This is a genomic window from Dickeya sp. NCPPB 3274 (assembly GCF_000406205.1).
Classification (GTDB): Bacteria; Pseudomonadota; Gammaproteobacteria; order Enterobacterales; family Enterobacteriaceae; genus Dickeya; species Dickeya fangzhongdai.
Genome location: NZ_CM001979.1, coordinates 4,910,153 through 4,931,533 on the forward strand (window position 1 = coordinate 4,910,153; position 21,381 = coordinate 4,931,533).

Sequence of the window (21,381 nt, forward strand, 5' to 3'; positions counted from 1 at the left end):
CCCCATGTTAAGTCATCATCAACACATTTCAGGACTGTGCCATGACCAATCCATTGCTTTCCTCCTTTACCCTGCCGCCGTTCTCCCAGATTCAGATTGAACACATCCTCCCTGCCGTGCAGGCCGCGCTGGACGACTGCCGTCAGACTGTCGAGCGCGTGGTGGCGCAGCCGGGTCCGTTCACCTGGGATAACCTGTGTCAGCCGCTGGCGGAAAGTGATGATCGGCTGGGGCGGATTTTCTCGCCGATCAGCCACCTGAATTCGGTCAAAAACAGCCCGGAACTGCGCAGCGCCTACGAACAGTGCCTGCCGCTGCTGTCCGAATACAGCACCTGGGTGGGTCAGCACGCCGGGTTGTACCGCGCCTACCGCGACCTGCACGACGGCAAGCATTACGCCGACCTGAGCGTGGCGCAGAAAAAAGCGGTGGATAACGCCCTGCGCGACTTCGAACTGTCCGGGATTGCGCTGCCGCCGGAACAACAGAAACGCTACGGCGATATCGCCTCCCGTCTGTCCGAACTGGGCTCGCAGTTCAGCAACAACGTGCTGGACGCCACCATGGGCTGGACCAAACTGGTAACCGACGTCAACGAGCTGAGCGGTATGCCGGAAAGCGCGCTGGCGGCGGCCAAAGCGCTGGCGGAAGCCAAAGAGCAACAAGGCTGGCTGCTGACGCTGGATATCCCGAGTTACCTGCCGGTGATGACCTACTGCTCCAATCAGGCGCTGCGCGAAGAGATGTACCGCGCCTACGTGACCCGCGCGTCCGAGCAAGGCCCGAACGCCGGTAAGTGGGACAACAGCGAGGTGATGGCACAAACGCTGGCGCTGCGTCATGAACTGGCGCAGTTACTGGGCTTCGCGAGCTTCGCAGACAAATCGCTGGCCACCAAGATGGCGGAAAACCCGCAGCAGGTACTGGATTTCCTGACCGACCTGGCCAAACGCGCCCGCCCGCAAGGGGAGCAGGAACTGGCGCAACTGCGCGCGTTCGCCAAAGAACACTTCGGCGTCGATGAACTGAACCCGTGGGACATCACCTACTACGCCGAACAGCAGAAACAGCACCTGTATTCCATCAGCGATGAACTGCTGCGCCCTTACTTCCCGGAACCGCGCGTGCTGGAAGGGTTGTTCGAAGTGGTGAAACGCATTTACGGCATCACCGCCAAAGAGCGTCAGGGCGTCGACGTCTGGCATCCGGAAGTGCGCTTCTTCGACCTGTTTAACGATAGCGGCGAATTGCTGGGCAGCTTCTACCTTGACCTGTACGCCCGCGAGCACAAACGCGGCGGTGCCTGGATGGATGACTGCGTAGGCCGCCTGCGCAAAGCCGACGGCGAGCTGCAAAAACCGGTGGCGTACCTGACCTGTAATTTCAACCGCCCGGTCAACGGCAAACCAGCGCTGTTTACCCACGATGAAGTCACCACCCTGTTCCACGAATTCGGTCACGGGTTGCACCATATGCTGACCCGCATCGACACCGCCGGCGTATCCGGCATCAACGGCGTGCCGTGGGACGCCGTCGAGCTGCCGAGCCAATTTATGGAGAACTGGTGCTGGGAACCGGACGCGCTGTCGTTCATTTCCGGTCACTATGAAACCGGCGAGCCGTTGCCGCAGGCGATGCTGGACAAGATGCTGGCCGCCAAGAATTATCAGGCGGCGCTGTTCATCCTGCGTCAGCTGGAGTTCGGCCTGTTCGATTTCCGTCTGCACGCCGGTTATGGCCCGGCTAAAGGCGCACGCGTACTGGAGACGTTGGCGGAGGTGAAAGCGCAGGTTTCCGTGGTGAAAAGCCCGGAATGGAACCGTTTCCCGCACTCCTTCAGCCACATCTTCGCCGGCGGTTACGCCGCAGGTTACTACAGCTACCTGTGGGCCGACGTGCTGGCGGCAGACGCCTTCTCTCGTTTTGAAGAGGAAGGTATTTTTAACCGCGACACCGGTTTGTCGTTCCTGGAAAACATTCTGTCCCGCGGCGGTTCCGAAGAGCCGATGGAACTGTTCAAACGCTTCCGCGGTCGTGAACCTAAACTGGACGCCATGCTGAAGCACTACGGCATTCAGGAATGAGGATTGGTTTACTGACCGAAGCCGGCGCCGACCCCGAGACGCTGGCGATACTGGCCCGGCGCTGGGGGCTGGAGAACGACGCCGCATCATCGCTGGCGCTGGTGCTCACTCCCGAACGGCTGGAACTGCGTAAATGCGACGAGCCGAAGCTGGGCGCCATCTGCGTGGATTTCGCCTCCGGCGCGCTGGCGCACCGTCGCCGCTTCGGCGGCGGACGCGGCGAAGCGGTCGCCAAAGCGGTCGGCATTAAAAAAGACTACCTGCCCGACGTGGTGGACGCCACCGCCGGCCTCGGCCGCGACGCCTTTGTGCTGGCGGCGCTCGGTTGCCGGGTGCGGATGGTGGAACGTCATCCGGTAGTGGCGGCACTGCTGGACGACGGCCTGCAACGCGGTTATCAGGACCCGGAAATCGGCGGCTGGCTGCGCGAGCGCCTGACGCTGGTGCATGCCTCCAGCATCGACGCGCTGTCCGCTATTACCCCGCCGCCGGACGTGGTCTACCTCGACCCGATGTTTCCCCATCGGCAGAAAAGCGCGCTGGTGAAAAAGGAGATGCGGGTATTTCAGACGCTGGTCGGCGCCGACGATGACGCCGATGCCCTGCTGGCGCCGGCGCGCCGCCTGGCGAAAAAGCGGGTGGTGGTCAAACGCCCGGACTACGCGCCGCCGCTGGCCGGCGTACCCGCCCAATCCGCGCTGGAAACCAAAAGCCACCGGTTTGATTTTTATCTGCCGCTGGCGGAGTAACGTCAGGTTCTGGCTGCGCTTTTTAACCGCAGCAGCCAGCCCCCCTGTTTTCCGCAATCGACCGTCCTGCCGCACCCTCGCTAATTTAAAAACCCTCACCCATAAAAAATAGACGGCTAACCGTTCTGGCGATATGTTAACCTTATTACTGAATCCATCCTTGCGCGCCCGCGCATTTAATCTATTAAAATAACGATGAAAATAAACAAATTACCGTTACTGGCACAGGTCTCTGCCGCTCACTGGGTTAGTCATTTTCACATGATGGTGCTGCCGGCGCTGATGCCGCTGATCTCCGCGCAGCGCGGCATCAGTTACGTAGAAATCGGCGTTGCACTCGGCGTATTCAACGTTGTCTCCGCTATTGTGCAGACGCCGATCGGTTTTGCCGTCGACCGCATCGGGCCGCGCCGCACGCTGATCGCCGGGTTGACGCTAGGCAGCCTGTCCTTCCTGTCGCTCGGCCTGTTTACCAGCTACAGCTGGATGCTGATAGCCATGGCGCTGGCGGGGCTGGCCAACGCGGTCTATCACCCGGCCGATTACGCGCTGCTGTCGCGTGGCATCGCCGAAAACCGCATGGGGCGCGCCTTCTCGGTCCACACTTTTTCCGGTTTCCTCGGCACCGCCGTCGCCCCCGCGGTGCTGCTGGCGGTCGCGTCCGTCACCAGCATCGAATTCGCGTTTGTACTATCCGGAATATTCGGGTTGCTGACCGTGCCGATGCTGCTGGGCGAACGGGAAGCGCGTCCTTCCGCCGCCGCGCAGAATAAGCACAGCCAGGCGCCGAAGGTGGCGGTGTTCACCCTGCCGATTCTGTCGCTGCTGGTGCTGTTTATGCTGCTCAACCTCAGCACCAACTCGATTCAGAATTTCTCGGTTACCGCACTGGTGAATGGCTACGATATGCCGCTGACCGAAGCCAACCTGGCGCTGACCGCGTTTCTGTTTACCAGCGCATTCGGCGTGTTGGCTGGCGGTTCGCTGGCGGACAAAACCCGTCACCACGGCATGGTCGCAACCGGCTCACTGGTCATCACCGCCGTGCTGGTCGCCATCGTGGCGATGTATGCGCTACCTTCGCTGGCGACCATCCTGATTCTGGCCGTCGCCGGTTTTCTTTCCGGTATTATCGCGCCGTCGCGGGATATGCTGGTGCGTAACGCCTCGCCGGCCGGCGCCGAAGGTCGGGTATTCGGCGTAGTCACGACCGGTTTCAATATCGGCGGCGCCGGCGGCCCAGTGGTGTTCGGCTGGCTGCTGGATCAGGGCCACCCGTCCGCCATTTTCTGGTCGGCAGTGATCTTTATGGTGGTTACCGCAGTGATGGCGTTGGCGCAGGAACTGTACAGCACCCGGCAGCGGGCGCTGACCGCGTAACAAATATGGGGTTAAAAAAACAGAAACCCGCGTCAGACGCGGGTTTCTGTGGGTCAATCAGGCGGAAGATCGCCGATCAGATATCAATATTCGCCGCTTTCAGGGCGTTTTCTTCGATAAAGGCGCGGCGCGGTTCAACGGCGTCGCCCATCAGGGTGGTGAACAGCTCGTCGGCAGCGATGGCGTCTTTCACCGTCACACGCAGCATACGGCGGCTTTCCGGGTCCATCGTAGTTTCCCACAGCTGTTCCGGGTTCATCTCGCCCAGACCTTTATAGCGCTGAATTGCCAGACCGCGGCGTGACTCTTTCACCAGCCAGTCCAGTGCCTGCTCGAAGCTGGCGACCGGCTGTTTGCGCTCGCCGCGTTCCACGTAGGCGCCATCTTCAATCAACCCGCGCAATTTTTCGCCCAGCTGATTGATTTTGCGGTACTCATTGCCCTGCACAAACGCCAGATCCAGCGCATAATCCGAATCCACGCCGTGGGTACGCACCCTCAGCACCGGTTCATGACGCTCGTTCGACTGACGCAGCAGGAAGCTATAAGTGCTGCCGTGCTGCTCTTTCTCGTTGAGATAGTGAATCAGCGAGTCAATCCACTGCTGAGCCTGCGCCTGATCGTTCAGCATCGCTTCCGTCAGAGCCGGCTGATAGACCAGCGCATTAAGCAGTGCGCGCGGATAGCGGCGCTCCATACGGTCGATCAGCTTCTGCACGCCGTAGTGATCCGCCACCAGTTTCTCCAGCGGCTCGCCCGCCAGCGCCGGTGCGTGAGCGTTGGTGTGCAGCGTGGCGCCGTCCAGCGCCAGCATGATCTGGTACTGGTCCATCGCCTCGTCGTCTTTGATGTACTGCTCCTGCTTGCCTTTCTTCACCTTGTACAACGGCGGTTGTGCGATGAACACATGACCGCGCTCGACGATTTCCGGCATCTGGCGGTAGAAGAAGGTCAGCAGCAGGGTACGAATGTGAGAGCCGTCGACGTCCGCATCGGTCATGATGATGATGTTGTGGTAACGCAGTTTGTCCGGGTTGTACTCGTCGCGGCCGATACCGCAGCCAAGCGCGGTGATCAGCGTCGCCACTTCCTGCGAAGACAGCATCTTGTCGAAACGCGCTTTCTCCACGTTCAGGATCTTGCCTTTCAGCGGCAGAATGGCCTGATTCTTACGGTTACGGCCCTGTTTGGCGGAGCCGCCCGCGGAGTCCCCTTCCACCAGGTAGAGTTCGGACAGCGCCGGGTCACGCTCCTGACAGTCCGCCAGTTTGCCCGGCAGGCCGGCCAAGTCCAGCGCGCCTTTGCGGCGGGTCATCTCACGCGCCTTGCGCGCGGCTTCACGGGCGCGGGCAGCGTCGATGATCTTGCCGACCACGATTTTGGCGTCGTTGGGGTTTTCCATCAGGTAGTCCACCAGACGGTCGTTCATCAGCGATTCCACCGCCGATTTCACTTCCGACGACACCAGCTTGTCTTTGGTCTGGGACGAGAATTTCGGGTCCGGCACTTTCACGGACACCACGGCAATCAGCCCTTCGCGCGCGTCGTCGCCGGTGGCGCTGACTTTGGCTTTCTTGCTGTAGCCTTCCTTGTCCATGTAGTTGTTGAGCGTGCGGGTCATGGCGGCGCGGAAACCGGCCAGATGAGTACCGCCGTCACGCTGCGGAATATTGTTGGTAAAGCAGTAGATGTTTTCCTGGAAACCATCGTTCCACTGCATGGCGATTTCCACGCCGATGTCGTCTTTTTCGGCGCTGAAATAGAACACCTGCGGGTGGATCGGCGTCTTGTTGCGGTTCAGGTACTCAACGAAGGCTTTGATGCCGCCTTCGTAGTGGAAATGATCGGCCTTGTTCTCTTCGCGTTCGTCGCGCAGGCGGATGGACACGCCGGAGTTGAGGAACGACAGCTCGCGCAGACGCTTGGCCAGAATGTCATATTCAAACTCGACCACGTTGGTGAAGGTTTCCAGACTCGGCCAGAAACGCACCGTGGTGCCGGTGGTGTCGGCGTCGCCCGTCACGCCCAGCGGCGCCTGTGGTTCGCCGTGGCGGTATTCCTGACGATGTACCTTGCCTTCGCGGCGGATAACCAGTTCCAGCTTCTCGGACAGGGCGTTCACCACCGATACCCCCACCCCGTGCAGACCGCCGGACACCTTGTAGGAGTTATCGTCAAACTTACCGCCCGCGTGCAGCACGGTCATGATGACTTCGGCGGCGGACACGCCCTCTTCTTCGTGGATGCCGGTAGGGATACCACGGCCGTCGTCCTGCACCGACACCGAGTTGTCGGCATGAATGGTGACGACAATATCTTTACAGTAGCCAGCGAGCGCTTCGTCGATAGCGTTGTCCACCACCTCGAATACCATGTGGTGCAGACCGGTTCCGTCATCCGTATCACCGATATACATCCCCGGGCGTTTACGGACCGCATCCAGCCCTTTTAATACCTTGATACTTGAGGAGTCATAAGAATTCGACATCAACGTTTCTCGCTCATTTAGTCCTGTGATTGAACGGTTATTTTACCCTGTTCCACGCGGAACATCTTGCCATTTTCGCCCACCATGTCGCTAATCTGCTCAGCGGTAATGGCGCTGACGAACACCTGAGCCTGCGTCGCCTTCAGCCGCTCGGCCAGCAGGCGGCGGCGGGTGCTGTCCAGTTCGGAGGCGAAGTCGTCGATCAGGTACAGGCACTTCAGGCCGTTTTGCCGGGTAAGGAACTCCCCCTGCGCCAGCCTGAGCGCGCACATCAGCAACTTGAGCTGGCCGCGGGACAACATGTCCTCGACCGCCACGCCGCCGGCACGGATGCGAAAATCGGCCTTGTGCGGCCCCAGCGCGGTATAGCCCAACTGCCTGTCGCGCTCGAAATGGCGCTCCAGCAGTTCAGCGTAGTCGCTCTCTTTGTCCCAGCCGCGCTGGAAGGAAAAACTCAGGGAAAACTCCGGTAAAAACTGGGCGCAGGTGGAACCGATATCCGCCGCGATGGCGGCGCTGTAGTCGGCGCGCCACTGGCTGATGCCCTCGGCTAACGGCACCAGCTCCCGATCCCAGGCGCGTAGCTGCCCGTAATGACTGACCTGACGCAACGCCGCGTTACGCTGGCGCAACAGCCGCTTGAGGTTGCTCCAGGCGCTGAAAAAACCGGGTTCGTTGTGAAAACAGCCCCAGTCCAGAAAGGCGCGACGGTATTTAGGGCCGCCGTTAAGCAGGGTAAAGCCTTCCGGGGTGATCAGTTGGATAGGCAGCAATTGCGCCAGCTCCGCCACTTTGTGGCCGTCGCTGCCGTCGATACGCACCGTGCTGTCGCCGTCGCGGTTTTTGCTCAAGCCCACGGAACGCTCGCGCTCCTGCCCCTCAATACGGCCGTGCAGAATAAATTCGACCTGCTCGTGGCGAATCACCCTGGCGGCCTGAATACTGCGAAACGCCCGCCCGTGCCCCAGCGTGTAGATGGCTTCCAGCACGCTGGTCTTGCCGCTGCCGTTGGCGCCCACCAGAAAATTGAAGCCGGGAATCAGCGCCAGATCGGCCGATTCGATATTACGGAAATCGCGGATAAGAAGACGGGTCAGCGCCATGTTACAACCATTCTGCTTGATTTCTTGCCCATTCAGGACGTTTTCGCACGCTCACGCCGCCACTCCCGATAACAATATCTCGATAACAATATCTCGATAACAATATCTCGATAACAACACGCCGCACCTGATGGCGCGGCGTGTGAAAACGGGCAAAAGCGGACGCCCGCCGCGCGGGATTACAGACGCATCGGCATGACCACATAGGCCGCCGCCTGACTGGCCGCATCCTCGATCTGGACGCTGGACACCGAATCGGTCAGCAGCAGACGCACGTCTTCGCATTTCAGCGCGTTGAGCACATCCAGCACATAGCTGACGTTAAAGCCGATTTCCATCTCCGTGCCGCCGTATTCCACATCCAGAATCTCTTCCGCCTCTTCCTGTTCCGGATTATTGGCGGTGATTCGCAACTGGTTCTGGTTCAGGTACAGCCGCACGCCGCGGAATTTCTCGTTCGACAGGATCGCCGCACGGGAGAACGCCTGACGCAGCAAGTCGCAGCTCGCTTCCAGCGTCTTGTCCGGGTTTTTCGGCAGCACGCGGCGGTAATCCGGGAAGCGGCCATCCACCAGCTTGGAGGTAAAGATAAAATCGCCGACATGGGCGCGGATATTATTACTGCCGATCTGCAACTGCAGCGGCGTATCGCCGCCATCCAGCAGACGCACCAGTTCCATCACCCCTTTACGCGGCACGATCACCGAATGCGACGGCAGCGACTGCCCGACCGGCATAGCGCACACCGCCAGACGGTGACCATCGGTCGCCACGGTGCGCAGTTCTTCGCCGCCGGTTTCAAACAGCATGCCGTTCAGGTAGTAACGCACATCCTGATGCGCCATCGAGAACTGGGTGGCTTCGATCAGGCGTTTCAGCGTCGCCTGCGGCAAGGTGAATTCCACCTCGCTCTGCCAGTCGTCCAGATTGGGGAAGTCCGCCGCCGGCAGCGTGGACAGAGAGAAACGGCTACGCCCGGAGCGCACCAGCATCCGATCCCCTTCCAGAGTGACGGAAATCTCCGCGCCGTCCGGCAGACCACGGCAAATATCGAACAGCTTGCGGGCCGGAACGGTAGTCGCGCCCGGTTCATGGGGCTGCGTCAGCGCCAGATGCGCCACCATCTCCATTTCCAGATCGGTACCGGTTAGCGATAACCGGCCTTCGCTGACCTGCAACAACAGGTTGCCCAGAATCGGCAACGTCGGTCGCCCGCCCAGCGGGCTGCTGACCTGTTGCAACGGTTTTAACAGATGCTCACGCTCAACGATAAATTTCATGATGTTATGACGATAAGGTTCGGATTAAATTGGAAAAATCTTCTTTGATGTCGTGACTTTCTTCGCGCAACTGCTCGATCTTGCGACAGGCATGCAGCACGGTGGTATGGTCACGGCCACCGAACGCGTCGCCGATCTCCGGCAGGCTGTGGTTGGTCAGCTCTTTGGCCAGCGCCATCGCCATCTGGCGCGGACGGGCCACCGAACGTGAACGCCGTTTGGACAACAGGTCGGCCACTTTAATCTTATAGTACTCCGCCACCGTCTTTTGAATATTGTCGATGGTGACCAGCTTTTCCTGCAACGCCAGTAAATCGCGCAGCGCTTCGCGCACAAAATCGATGGTGATCGACCGGCCGGTAAAGTTGGCGTTGGCGATCACACGGTTCAGCGCGCCTTCCAGCTCACGCACGTTGGAGCGCAGGCGCTTGGCGATGAAAAACGCGACTTCGCCCGGCAGGCGAATATCGTTTTCATCCGCCTTCTTCATCAGGATCGCCACGCGGGTTTCCAGCTCCGGCGGTTCGATCGCGACGGTCAGCCCCCAGCCGAAGCGGGACTTGAGACGATCTTCCACCCCGTTTATCTCTTTAGGGTAACGATCCGACGTCAGGATGATCTGTTGATTGCCTTCCAACAATGCGTTGAAAGTGTGGAAAAACTCTTCCTGCGAACGCTCTTTATTGGCAAAAAACTGGATGTCATCGATCAGCAGCGCGTCCACGGAGCGGTAATAGCGTTTGAATTCTTCGATAGCGTTATTCTGCAGCGCCTTAACCATATCCTGCACAAAACGCTCGGAATGCATGTACACCACCTTGGCATTCGGCTTGCGGGCCATAATGCCATTGCCCACCGCGTGCAGCAGGTGGGTTTTACCCAGGCCGGTGCCGCCGTACAGAAACAGCGGGTTGTAAGCGCCGCCGGGGTTGTCCGCCACCTGACGCGCCGCCGCGCGGGCCAGCTGGTTGGATTTACCTTCCACGAAATTGTCAAAAGTGTGCTTGGGGTTCACGTTGGAGCGGTAGGTATGCTCGGCCGGCGCCGCCGGGGTTTCCCAGCTCGGGCGCACCGGCGAAGCGGCGCGCGCCTGAGGCGCAGGTACGGCGGCGCTGTGGTGGCCGGCTGGAACGACAACAGGCGTCATCGGCTTGCTGCCGACTTCAAAACGCAGTAACGGCGCATCCATGCCGCAGAAATCATTCAACAGTCCATTGATATTATTTATGTATTTATCGCGCACCCAATCCAGCACAAAGCGATTAGGGGCGTAAAGCGCCAGAGTGTTGTCACTCAGTTCCGCCTGTAACGGGCGTATCCACATACTGAATTCTGTGGCAGGTAACTCATCCTGCAAACGGGCAAGACACTGCTGCCAAAGCGAAAGTGACACGGCGGACTCCACTCGAACAAGGTCAATCAAGAAAAGGAACAGACGTTAGTTATGTAACTCATGATTTTTCAGGCACCCGGCTGCGCATGGATACGGCTGCGCCGGGGTGCGCCGCGCGGAAAGCGGCTTTACCGTGACGATCCCGATCCTGGGATCGCTAGCGGGACGGCGGATCATAACCTAAACCACGCCAGAGATCTCCCCTTTCCACACAGTTTCGATCCTTTTTATCCACAGGCTCTTCTTATAGTATGCGCCAACTCCGGCTTTCCGTACGGGCCGTCCGTGCGGTTACCCACAACCCGCCTGTAGATCCCAAAGAGGTCTTAAGCATAAACGTAATCGGGACGATCAGCGGTGATGCGGATCATGATCCCGCCGACAGGATCGCAGGCGGATCCTTGCGCTTTGTCGTAGAGTCCGTATAATTCCCGGCCTGCGCGTAGCGCCTGTTTTCTGTGCTGAGCGGACATTTTTTGTGCTTAGCAGACGAAAAGTCCGGGACGACCGGAAAGTTTCAGGCGGGTAAAACGCGGATGTTAATTGACTCGGGACTGTACAATTATTACAATCCCGCCTCTTTATTATGCGATAGAGGCGTCGGTCACTTTTCACGCCGAGTAGCCAAACGCGTTTACCGTGAAGTCTTAAATCAAGTTTAGGTAGAAATCGCCATGAAACGCACTTTCCAACCGTCCGTATTGAAGCGTAACCGTAGCCACGGTTTCCGTGCTCGTATGGCCACTAAAAATGGTCGTCAGGTTCTGGCCCGCCGTCGTGCGAAAGGCCGTACTCGTCTGACTGTTTCCAAGTAATAAAAGCTAACCCTTCGAGTGGTTACGCTCGCTTTTCCCAGGGAGTTACGTCTGTTAACTCCCAGCCATTTCTCTTTCGTCTTCCAGCAGCCACAACGGGCCGGTACGCCGCAGATCACCATCCTCGGTCGCCCAAATACGCTGGGGCATCCTCGTATTGGTCTTACCGTCGCAAAAAAGCACGTCAGACGGGCTCACGAACGCAACCGCATCAAGCGCCTGACGCGTGAAAGTTTTCGTTTGCGCCAGCACGAACTGCCCGCGATGGACTTTATCGTCATCGCCAAAAAAGGGGTGTCTGAACTGGATAACCGTACGCTAACGGAAGCGTTGGAAAAATTATGGCGCCGTCACTGTCGTTTGGCTCACGCCTGCTGATTGGCCTGATACGCGGGTATCAACGCTTTATCAGTCCGCTACTTGGACCGCACTGCCGCTTTCAGCCGTCGTGCTCCCAATATGGCATTGAAGCAATACGCCGGTTCGGCATGATAAAAGGCAGTTGGTTGACGCTTAAACGCGTATTAAAATGCCACCCTTTGAACCCTGGTGGTGATGATCCCGTACCGCCAAAACCCGACAATAACAGAGAACACTAACGATGGATTCGCAACGCAATCTTCTTCTCATCGCTCTGCTATTCGTAACGTTCATGATCTGGCAGCAGTGGGAAACGGACAAAAATCCACCCGCGGCGACCCAGACCACGCAACAGGCGAATGGCGCTGTAGGCGATGCAGCCAACCAGGGCGTACCCGCCAGCGGTACGGGTAAACTGATCACCGTTAAAACCGACGTGTTGTCGCTGAACATCAACACTCGCGGCGGCGACATTGAAGAAGCCGACTTGCTGGCCTACCCGGCAGAATTGGGTTCCAACCAGCCGTTCAAACTGCTGGAAACCACCCCGGCCTTTACTTATCAAGCGCAGAGCGGCCTGACCGGCAAAAATGGCCCGGACAACCCGGCCAACGGTTCACGCCCGCTGTACACCGCGCCGGCGGATCGCTTTGAACTGGCCGACGGCCAGAATGAACTGCGGATTCCGTTGACCTACACCGACGCCAACGGCGTTAGCTTCACCAAAACTTTCGTGCTGAAACGCGGCGAATACGCGCTGAATGTGGAATACGGCGTCAATAACGCCAGCGCCCAGCCGCTGGAGCTGACCCTATTCGGCCAGTTGAAACAGTCCATTGATTTGCCGTCGCACCGCGACACCGGCAGCAATAACTTCGCCCTTCACACCTACCGCGGCGCGGCGTTCTCTTCCAGCGACGACAAATATCGCAAATACAGTTTCAGCGATATGAAAGAGAACCTGAACATCGCCACGCAGGGCGGCTGGGTCGCCATGCTGCAGCAGTACTTCGCCACCGCCTGGGTACCGGCGGCCGCAGGTAATAACACGTTCTACAGCGCCAACCTGGGCAATGGCTTAGCCGCCATCGGCTTTAAGGCCACGCCGGTTATCGTACAGCCGGGCAGCCAGCAGAACCTGAACGCCACTTTGTGGGTCGGCCCGGAAATTCAGGATAAGATGGCGACGGTCGCGCCGCATCTGGACCTGACCGTGGATTACGGCTGGCTGTGGTTCATCTCCCAGCCGCTGTTCAAGCTGCTGAAGTTCCTGCACGGTTTTATCGGCAACTGGGGCTTCTCGATCATCGCCATCACCTTTATCGTGCGCGGCATCATGTATCCGCTGACCAAGGCGCAGTACACCTCGATGGCGAAAATGCGCATGCTGCAGCCGAAACTGCAGGCGATGCGCGAGCGTATCGGCGACGATAAACAGCGCATGAGTCAGGAAATGATGGCGCTGTACAAGGCTGAGAAAGTGAATCCGCTGGGCGGCTGCTTCCCGCTGCTGATCCAGATGCCGATCTTCCTGGCGTTGTACTACATGCTGATGGGCTCGGTGGAGCTGCGTCACGCGCCGTTCGCGCTGTGGATTCATGACCTGTCGGCGCAGGACCCGTACTACGTGCTGCCGATCCTGATGGGTCTGACCATGTTCTTCATTCAGAAGATGTCGCCGACCACCGTCACCGACCCGATGCAGCAGAAGATCATGACCTACATGCCGGTGATCTTCACCGTATTCTTCCTGTGGTTCCCGTCGGGCCTGGTGCTGTACTATATCGTCAGCAACCTGGTGACCATCGCCCAGCAGCAGCTGATTTATCGCGGGCTGGAAAAACGCGGCCTGCATAGCCGCGAGAAGAAATAACCGGTTGATTGCCCAATCAATCTCAATATAAGGCGGTCACTGACCGCCTTATTTTTTACATCGAAACGATCCCGTAATACCGCCTGAAAACAGGCGAGAATGCAGAGAGAACACCATGAGCCATACCGACACCATCGTTGCCCAAGCCACCCCGCCGGGACGCGGCGGCGTAGGTATTCTGCGCATCTCCGGCCGCACCGCCGCCGCGGTGGCGCAGGCGGTGCTGGGCAAGCTACCCAAACCGCGCTACGCCGATTATCTGCCATTCCATGACGCCGACGGCAGCGTGCTCGATCAGGGGATTGCCCTGTGGTTTCCCGGTCCGAACTCCTTTACCGGCGAAGACGTGCTGGAGCTACAGGGGCACGGCGGCCCGGTGATTCTCGACCTGCTGCTCAAACGGGTACTGACGCTGCCTGACGTGCGCATCGCCCGTCCCGGCGAATTCTCCGAACGGGCATTTCTGAATGATAAGCTGGATCTGGCACAGGCCGAGGCGATTGCCGACCTGATCGACGCCAGTTCCGAGCAGGCGGCCCGTTCTGCCGTCAACTCGCTGCAGGGCGTATTTTCCACCCGCATCCACCAATTAGTGGAAGCACTTACTCACCTGCGAATCTATGTGGAAGCCGCGATTGATTTTCCCGATGAAGAAATCGACTTCCTCTCCGACGGCAAAATCGAAGCCATGCTCAACGACGTGATCGGCGATCTGGGCGCGGTACGCGCCGAAGCGCGTCAGGGCAGCCTGTTGCGCGAAGGCATGAAAGTGGTCATCGCTGGTCGACCGAATGCCGGTAAATCCAGCCTGCTGAATGCGCTGGCCGGGCGCGACGCCGCCATCGTCACCGATATCGCCGGCACCACCCGCGATGTGCTGCGCGAGCATATCCACATCGACGGCATGCCACTGCATATTATCGACACCGCCGGCCTGCGCGACGCCAGCGATGAGGTGGAACGCATCGGCATCGAGCGCGCCTGGCAAGAGATTGAACAGGCTGACCGGGTGTTGTTCATGGTGGACGGCACCACCACCGACGCGGTAGAACCGGCGGCTATCTGGCCGGAGTTTATGGCGAGGTTGCCGAAAACGTTGCCAATTACCGTGGTGCGCAACAAAGCGGATGTCACCGGCGAACCATTGGGCATTGAAGATGTGAATACTTACTCACTTATCCGCCTTTCCGCCCGCACCGGCGATGGCGTAGGCCTGCTGCGCGACCACCTTAAGCAAAGCATGGGGTTTACCAGCAACACCGAAGGGGGTTTTCTGGCCCGCCGCCGCCACTTACAGGCACTGGAGCAAGCGGCACAGCACCTGCAACAAGGGCATGAACAACTGGTCGGCGCCTACGCCGGAGAACTACTGGCCGAAGAACTGCGGCTGGCCCAGCAGGCATTGAGCGAAATCACCGGCGAATTCACCTCCGATGACCTGCTGGGGCGGATTTTTTCCAGTTTTTGTATTGGGAAGTAGCAGTTCCACACGCAGAGAGGCACTTATAGGGTGCCTATTCCCACCCGGTCATTAATCGACTCGACCTGGCCTGCATGCCTTCAAGAATCGCATCTCGGATAGGTGCAGGAAAATCCGCAGGCAGCTGATTTCTGACGTTCACCACAACAGCATCCATCGATTGCGCAAACTCCGTCAGAATACTCTCCATCGATTCTCTGGCAAACCCAACGGCCTGTGCCGTTTGGAAAAAATGCCGTGGAAAGATCTGCTCAATAGCGTATTTCTTACCTCTTGAGCCAGTCAGCCCCATCGCCAGTTTGGCCTCTCTGCGGTCAATTCCCCGCCCGCCCATCGCCGGGTACATCGAGAGAATGTCATAGAAAGGCGTGAGACGATATCGTCCCTCAGATTCAATAAACAGGGAAAAATTTTTCGCATGACCATCCGTTGCGGCCAATAGCCAAAACAGCACCTTAGCCTTCATAAATAGATAACGATCCCTTTGTGGATCAATCGCCCCCAAAAGAACCGACATAATGGCGGAAATACCCGGCCCACCGTGGTTTTCGTATTTTTTGGCGGAAGGAACGCTTAATACCTGGCAAAAATCCTCCTGGGGCAACCGCATAATCCAACGGCCATCCGAAGAATATTTGCGATCAAAACGTTCTACCACCAGCGCTTTTATCTTGCCGGCTTTAATCATAAAACAGTGCGGTACCGGCAGCCCAAACGCCAGGGCAATGAGCATGCACAGATACTCATTCTCAACGCTGTCAGACATATCAATTGAGTAAGAATGACTCTCGATTTTACCAATCGGTAGCTTGATGATGTGGTTAGTTGGTGTGGTATTGAAGGGCAAACACCAGTGATCACTCAGATAGAGCAGCGCCGTCTTTTCCTGTGCGCCAGCAATAGAGATACGAAAATCATCTTCTGCATCAATCATCCCCAGCGGCGCATCGGCCAGGTATCCCGCCAGTATGTTTTCAAGCTGTTGTTCGGATAAAATTTTGTATTCGATCTGTTTTATATCGCCAACAGGTGTCCCCTGCGGCACCAATTGCAACGCCCCGACACTGTCCTGCCCCACTTTAGCCAGCAGGTCAAACGGCTGGGTAGAATCTGCGTTATGTCTGGCGACAATCCGTCTTCTGATATCCGGGTTATCCGGCAATAAATTGTCGAAGAAATTATAAACTTCATTACCTTGATAGGGCTGATGGCGTAGCGGCATCGAGAGCGAGATGGGGCGACTCCCCGGCAACCCAAGCCAGTTCTCATCATAGGAAAAATGATGAGCGCCGCTACCCGTTTTGGTCAACGTCCCCACTCGATAGCCGTTCATGTAAACATCGAGCGCAGCCATTACCACTCTTCCTTCCAGGATGAAGTTGCAGCAGAAGCCTCGTTATTGGCGGCATTTGCGTTTCTGGGAGTAATCGTAAGTTCTAAATTCAATGCCGACAGAATCTTAAAGAAGGTTTCCAGCTTGGTGGAATCAGGGTGTTGTTCGAAGCTGGATACCGTGTCCTGGCGAATACCCACTTTACTGGCTACTTTTCCTTGTGAAAGCTTCTGCGTGATACGAACATCTTTCAGATAGCTGCTAAGCTGTTTGCTGTTGGTGACCTTCATCATTTTATCCTACCGGTTATAGGCGGTAGGATAAATATTACACGCCTCAGCAGGTAAAACAATTATTACACGCTATAGGCGTTAACCTTACAACTACCTGCTATAGCGTGTAATAAGGATGTGGGCAATATGAGGTAAATGCCATAATGAATCCTTCCTCTCCCCGCCTCAAAGAACAATAACCTAATTGTTTTATAAAGAAATTTAATTTTTTATATTGGAAAATAACCCCGCCACCAATCGAAGGCTACCGAAAACCGATGCCGTATCACCCACCCAAAAACGCCTTGCGCCACTCGCCGGGCGTCACGTTAAACTGACGGCGGAAGTGCTGGCGCAACGATGTGGCGGTACCGAAGCCGACCTGCTGCGCAATGGCGTCGATCGACAGCGTAGTGGATTCCAGCAGCGTCTGGCTTTGTTGCAGGCGCTCCGCCATCAGCCACTCGCCGACTGACATGCCGGTGGCCTTGTGAAACTGTCGGGTGAACGTGCGGCGGCTCATTAACGTCCGACGCGCCAGTTCATCAAGGTGATGAGGCTGATCGAGGCGGTTTCTCAGGTAGTCCAGCAGCGCGTTGATTCTGGCGTCCTGCGTGGATACCGGCACCGGCCGCTCGATGAACTGCACCTGTCCGCCTTCCCGATGCGGGGGGATCACTATTCTTCTGGCGACTTTGTTGGCGATCGCGCTGCCGTGGTACTTCCTGACCAGATGCAGGCAGCAATCCAGCCCGGCGGCCGTGCCCGCCGAGGTAATCAGCCGCTCGTCTTCCACATACAACGCATGAGTATCCAGATGGACATTGGGAAAACGCTGCTGAAAATCCTGCGCGAATTCCCAGTGCGTCGCTGCCTTGCACTGCGTAAGCAGCCCAGCCCACGCCAGCACATAGGTGCCCAGGCACAGTCCGACCAGCAGGCTGCCGCGCGCATAGGCCGCCGCCAACGCCGCCAGCAGCGCCGGGTTCGGCCTCTCCTGCGGGTTACGCCAATAGGGCACCACGACGATATCGGCCTCCGCCAGCGCGCCCAGCCCGAACGGGGTATCAACCTGCAACCCCTGTGCGGAACGCAGCACGCCCTCTTCACCGGCGCAAATTCGCAGCCTGAACAGCGGCTGCCCCGGCAGCACATCGCCGAAAATCATGCAGGGCACCGATAAATGAAACGGGCTGAACTGATTGCAGGCCACCACCGCGACCGACGGAATATGCATGCTCACGTCTCGTTCCTCCTGCTTCGTCATCACCCGGTCCAAATACCCGTTACAGCATACAGGACTCGCCATCCGCCGGGATCAACACCTGAGGCGCCACGCCGTTTTGCTGTAGAAAGTCACGCAGGGCCGCACGGCTTAGCGCCGAATGATTAACCGCTTCCATGTGGCTGGCGATCAGGGTCGCACTGGGCGCGTGTTGCGCCACAGCCAACACATCCTGCTGGTTCATGATGATCGACCCCAACCCGACGACCTGCGCATCGCCGCAATTGAGAACAATGACCTCCGGCGCATAGCGACGCAGGTTTTCAGCCACATCCGCATTCCAGACCGTATCGCCTGCCAGATATAGCGTTTTTTCCTGCGGGTGACGGAACACCACGCCGCACACCTCGCCCAATCTGTCGCGTAACACGTCAATAATCGCGTCGCTGCCATGCTGACCCGGTGTTTTGATCAACGTGATATCGCCAAATGCGCTCTGTTCGGTCAGCAGACGAACATCGCCAAACCCGGCGGCCCGGATCGTTTCCCGGTCTTGTTCGTGCTGGGCAAATATCGGTAATGATTTGGGCAGATGAATTTTAGCCGCATCATCCCAGTGATCGAGATGGGTGTGGGTAACAATCACCGCATCTACACCGGCAAACAGGTTCTCCAGCGAGAGCGGCAGGTCCACCAACGGGTTACGCAGATGGCTGTTCAGCGTGCCGTCGAAACCGGGATAAGCGCCTTTTTCGGCCAGCATCGGGTCGATGAGAAAAGTTTTACCGGCAAAGCTGATTTTCAGCGTGGCGTTTCTGATCTGAGTAATATTCATGATGGTATTCCCCGGTCTTAAGCATATTGCGGATAGTCGTCATTCTGCTCGGAAAATCGTACGCCCGGCAGCGGCCCGAAGGTCATTTATCGATACATTCGGGCCAAATTGGTCCTTCAACAAACCGCAGCTGGCCGGCGACCAGTCAATATCGCCATCAATAAATATTAATGGACGTAATTACTTTATATTTATCTATTAAATTTAGAATAAGAAAAACTTGTTATCCTGAAATGATCGATCACGCTATATTCATTATTGTAAATCTGTAATCGGTTTATTTTATTCATCTCCTTTAAGGACAAAGGAAATAATATGAACGAGTTATTAACCAACCCGCTTGAACTGAATGGATTCGCTTTTGTCGAGTTTGTTACCGACGCTCCGGAAACACTCTCGGCGTTATTTGTTTCTTTAGGATTTACACGGGTCGCGCACCATCGCCACCGCGATATTTCACTCTTTCGACAGAACGACATCAATTTTCTTCTTAATAATACCGCTACCGCTTTTCCGCAAACTTTTCTGCAGGAACACGGCGCAGGCGCCTGCGGCATCGGATTTTACGTCAGGGATGCCGCTCAGGCTTATGAGCAGGCAATCCTGTCCGGCGCCAGACCGGCAGACCAGACTGTCAGTCCGGGGGAAATCATGGTGCCGGCGATCGAAGGCATTGGCGGTTCAAAAATCTACTTCATCGAGACACATCACACGGGCATAGATATTTTCGATATCGATTTTACGTTTATTCCCGGTGTGGAAAGAAAGCCGAAAGGATTCGGGCTGCATACCCTTGATCACCTAACCAATAATGTCTATCAGGGCAGAATGAATTACTGGTCAGAATTCTATAGCCGAATATTTAATTTTCAGCAGATTCGTTATTTTGATATTGCTGGCGAATATACCGGATTGCACTCCAAAGCCATGATGGCGCCGGATGGTAAAATCCGTATTCCGCTGAACGAAGAGGCGGAAGGCAGCAACGGACAGATTCAGGAATTCCTGCGCCGCTTTAATGGCGAAGGGATCCAGCATATTGCGATGCAAACCGACGATATTCTGACTACGCTCGATCGGTTACGTCAGGCGGGGTTACCGCTGATGACCGCGCCGTCCGATACCTACTACCAGATGGTGGAAGAGCGCCTGCCCGGCCACGGCCGTGATCTCGCCGCCCTACAGACGCGCGGCATTCTGATTGACGGCAATACCCGTAACGGGCAGAAAAAACTGCTGCTGCAAATTTTCTCGGAAACCCTGATCGGCCCGCTGTTTTTTGAATTTATCGAACGGGATGGCGACGACGGTTTTGGCGAAGGCAACTTCAAGGCGTTGTTTGAATCCATGGAGCGCGATCAGCTGGCGCGCGGGGAAATCAAGGCCACTGGAGCCGCATAGCGCTTATCGGCACGGCCTTGTGTGGATATAACAAGGCCGTTCCACCAATTGAATACCGACGGCATTACCGGGGCTGACACCTCATCATGAGTTAACGTCAGGTGTTACCCATTTTTTGCTCATAGCTTCTGCGCGCATCGCAAATGGTACGGTGATGTGCATCCGCCCACTGCACCAGCGTCTCCATCGGCTGCAGAAAAGAGCGCCCAAGCTCGGTGAGCTGGTATTCCACCCGCGGCGGCACCTCGGCATAAAGCGTACGCCGGACAAATCCATCTTGCTCCAGTAATTTCAATGTTTTGGAGAGCATTTGCTTGGAAATATCGCCAATACGGCGCATCAGTTCATTAAAACGCAACGTGCCATCACTCAGGGTTTCCAGCACCAGCAGGCTCCACTGATCGCCAATGCGATCCAGCACATCGCGTATCGGACAAGCCTGTTCAAAGACAAAAACATCTTTTTCAGCAACGGTTTTCGGCATCGCACACTCCACAATGGTCAGCTTGCAGTGACCAGATAACAAACGGGTGACTTCTTGCGCGGCGATCGGGCTTTGCGCATAATCCTTACAATGGTCTACATATTAGACCTTTCCCTTAATGAAGACTATAAGGAATGGAACATGGCTCATATTGCACTTATCGGCGCGTCTGGCAACGCAGGTTCTGAGATTCTCAAAGAGTTGTCCGCACGTGGTCATCAGATAACCGCGATTGCCCGTCACCCGGAAAAAATCGCCGCGCTGCCCGGCGTTACCGCCAGAAAAGGAGATGCACTGGATGAGACTGAATTGACGGCGCTGTTTGCAGGCCACGATGCGGTAATCAGTGCGGTCTATTTTACCAAGAGTAATCCACAGACGCTTATCAATGCCGTGCGCGCCGCGGGTGTGAAACGTTATCTGGTGGTCGGCGGGGCGGGCAGCCTGTTAGTCGCGCCGGGCCAGCGTCTGGTGGATCAGCCGGGCTTCCCGGAGGCTTACAAGGCAGAAGCCACCAAGGGTGCCGATTTTCTCGACCTGCTGAAAACCGTCACCGATCTGGACTGGACCTTCCTGTCGCCGTCCATGATGTTCGTTCCCGGTGAACGTACCGGCACATTCCGCCTCGGCCAAGACGATCTGCTGACCAATGAGCAAGGCAGCAGTATCTCGTTTGCGGATTACGCCATTGCGCTGGTGGATGAAGTAGAAAAACCGCAGCACATTCGCCAGCGTTTCACCGTTGGCTACTGAGTCACACCCGATGTGACGGGGATTGGTTTCCTGTGTCCAGGCTCTATCCCTTTTCCTCGGCAGGCTGCGGATT

General features: G+C 57.1%; 19 protein-coding genes. 10 read left to right on the forward strand and 9 right to left on the reverse strand.

All coding sequences use genetic code 11. From position 1 onward, the window contains the following. Positions 1 to 41 precede the first annotated feature (41 nt). The 3 genes from prlC (at position 42) to DXX3274_RS21935 (ending at position 4,213) form a co-directional block, all read left to right on the forward strand. Positions 42 to 2,084 (forward strand): oligopeptidase A, encoded by a 2,043-nt coding sequence (prlC, locus tag DXX3274_RS21925; RefSeq protein WP_042861721.1) that lies wholly within the window; start codon positions 42 to 44, stop codon positions 2,082 to 2,084. Continuing rightward, positions 2,081 to 2,833, forward strand: a complete 753-nt coding sequence (gene rsmJ / locus DXX3274_RS21930) for a 16S rRNA (guanine(1516)-N(2))-methyltransferase RsmJ (RefSeq protein ID WP_042861722.1) — start codon at positions 2,081 to 2,083, stop codon at positions 2,831 to 2,833. Before prlC ends, rsmJ begins: the two co-directional genes overlap by 4 nt. 195 nt (positions 2,834 to 3,028) lie before the next feature. Next, on the forward strand, positions 3,029 to 4,213 hold the full coding sequence (locus DXX3274_RS21935; protein ID WP_042861723.1) for an MFS transporter: 1,185 nt from the start codon (positions 3,029 to 3,031) through the stop codon (positions 4,211 to 4,213). A 76-nt stretch (positions 4,214 to 4,289) separates the two neighbouring features. On the opposite strand, the gene gyrB is transcribed toward DXX3274_RS21935, so the two are convergent. From gyrB to dnaA, 4 genes are all read right to left on the reverse strand, one after another. Next, positions 4,290 to 6,701: a DNA topoisomerase (ATP-hydrolyzing) subunit B gene (gyrB, locus tag DXX3274_RS21940; protein WP_042861724.1), complete on the reverse strand. Its 2,412-nt coding sequence runs from the start codon at positions 6,699 to 6,701 to the stop codon at positions 4,290 to 4,292. A gap of 17 nt (positions 6,702 to 6,718) precedes the next feature. Beyond that, positions 6,719 to 7,804 (reverse strand): DNA replication/repair protein RecF, encoded by a 1,086-nt coding sequence (recF, locus tag DXX3274_RS21945; protein ID WP_042861726.1) that lies wholly within the window; start codon positions 7,802 to 7,804, stop codon positions 6,719 to 6,721. A 179-nt stretch (positions 7,805 to 7,983) separates the two neighbouring features. Continuing rightward, positions 7,984 to 9,084 carry a DNA polymerase III subunit beta gene (dnaN, locus tag DXX3274_RS21950; RefSeq protein ID WP_033568156.1) on the reverse strand — a complete coding sequence of 367 codons (1,101 nt, stop codon included), beginning with the start codon at positions 9,082 to 9,084 and terminating at the stop codon, positions 7,984 to 7,986. Positions 9,085 to 9,088: 4 nt separating this feature from the next. Then, positions 9,089 to 10,477, reverse strand: coding sequence for a chromosomal replication initiator protein DnaA (gene dnaA / locus DXX3274_RS21955; protein WP_193747050.1), 1,389 nt, complete (start codon positions 10,475 to 10,477; stop codon positions 9,089 to 9,091). Between the two features lie 674 nt (positions 10,478 to 11,151). Here dnaA and rpmH point away from each other — a divergent pair. From rpmH to mnmE, 5 genes are all read left to right on the forward strand, one after another. Then, positions 11,152 to 11,292: a 50S ribosomal protein L34 gene (rpmH, locus tag DXX3274_RS23210; protein ID WP_004093983.1), complete on the forward strand. Its 141-nt coding sequence runs from the start codon at positions 11,152 to 11,154 to the stop codon at positions 11,290 to 11,292. An 18-nt stretch (positions 11,293 to 11,310) separates the two neighbouring features. After that, positions 11,311 to 11,670: a ribonuclease P protein component gene (rnpA, locus tag DXX3274_RS21960; protein ID WP_071604011.1), complete on the forward strand. Its 360-nt coding sequence runs from the start codon at positions 11,311 to 11,313 to the stop codon at positions 11,668 to 11,670. After that, a complete protein-coding gene (gene yidD / locus DXX3274_RS23215; RefSeq protein WP_013320102.1) occupies positions 11,634 to 11,891 on the forward strand; it encodes a membrane protein insertion efficiency factor YidD in 258 nt (85 codons plus the stop codon). The genes rnpA and yidD overlap by 37 nt, the downstream gene beginning before the upstream one ends. Before the next feature lie 2 nt (positions 11,892 to 11,893). Next, complete coding sequence (gene yidC, locus DXX3274_RS21965) at positions 11,894 to 13,525, forward strand: membrane protein insertase YidC (protein WP_042861728.1); 1,632 nt, start codon at positions 11,894 to 11,896, stop codon at positions 13,523 to 13,525. Between the two features lie 115 nt (positions 13,526 to 13,640). Next, positions 13,641 to 15,005, forward strand: coding sequence for a tRNA uridine-5-carboxymethylaminomethyl(34) synthesis GTPase MnmE (mnmE, locus tag DXX3274_RS21970; RefSeq protein WP_042861730.1), 1,365 nt, complete (start codon positions 13,641 to 13,643; stop codon positions 15,003 to 15,005). A 34-nt stretch (positions 15,006 to 15,039) separates the two neighbouring features. On the opposite strand, the gene DXX3274_RS21975 is transcribed toward mnmE, so the two are convergent. From DXX3274_RS21975 to DXX3274_RS21990, 4 genes are all read right to left on the reverse strand, one after another. Then, positions 15,040 to 16,359 (reverse strand): type II toxin-antitoxin system HipA family toxin, encoded by a 1,320-nt coding sequence (locus tag DXX3274_RS21975; RefSeq protein WP_042861731.1) that lies wholly within the window; start codon positions 16,357 to 16,359, stop codon positions 15,040 to 15,042. Beyond that, positions 16,359 to 16,628, reverse strand: a complete 270-nt coding sequence (locus tag DXX3274_RS21980; RefSeq protein ID WP_038669098.1) for a helix-turn-helix domain-containing protein — start codon at positions 16,626 to 16,628, stop codon at positions 16,359 to 16,361. The genes DXX3274_RS21975 and DXX3274_RS21980 overlap by 1 nt, the downstream gene beginning before the upstream one ends. 268 nt (positions 16,629 to 16,896) lie before the next feature. Then, positions 16,897 to 17,853 (reverse strand): GlxA family transcriptional regulator, encoded by a 957-nt coding sequence (locus DXX3274_RS21985; protein ID WP_084478848.1) that lies wholly within the window; start codon positions 17,851 to 17,853, stop codon positions 16,897 to 16,899. A 43-nt stretch (positions 17,854 to 17,896) separates the two neighbouring features. Next, on the reverse strand, positions 17,897 to 18,670 hold the full coding sequence (locus DXX3274_RS21990) for an MBL fold metallo-hydrolase (protein WP_042861733.1): 774 nt from the start codon (positions 18,668 to 18,670) through the stop codon (positions 17,897 to 17,899). A gap of 315 nt (positions 18,671 to 18,985) precedes the next feature. On the opposite strand from DXX3274_RS21990, the gene hppD reads away from it, so the two are divergent. Then, positions 18,986 to 20,071, forward strand: a complete 1,086-nt coding sequence (hppD, locus tag DXX3274_RS21995; protein ID WP_042861734.1) for a 4-hydroxyphenylpyruvate dioxygenase — start codon at positions 18,986 to 18,988, stop codon at positions 20,069 to 20,071. Between the two features lie 97 nt (positions 20,072 to 20,168). Here the strand turns inward: hppD and DXX3274_RS22000 are convergent, their stop codons facing one another. Next, entirely contained in the window at positions 20,169 to 20,555 is a 387-nt protein-coding gene (locus DXX3274_RS22000; protein ID WP_042861735.1) for a helix-turn-helix domain-containing protein, read from the reverse strand. 141 nt (positions 20,556 to 20,696) lie between these two features. On the opposite strand from DXX3274_RS22000, the gene DXX3274_RS22005 reads away from it, so the two are divergent. Beyond that, the gene (locus tag DXX3274_RS22005; protein ID WP_042861736.1) at positions 20,697 to 21,308 is read left to right on the forward strand and encodes an NAD(P)-dependent oxidoreductase; all 612 of its coding nucleotides are present in this window, start codon (positions 20,697 to 20,699) and stop codon (positions 21,306 to 21,308) included. The last annotated feature ends 73 nt before the right edge of the window (positions 21,309 to 21,381 follow it).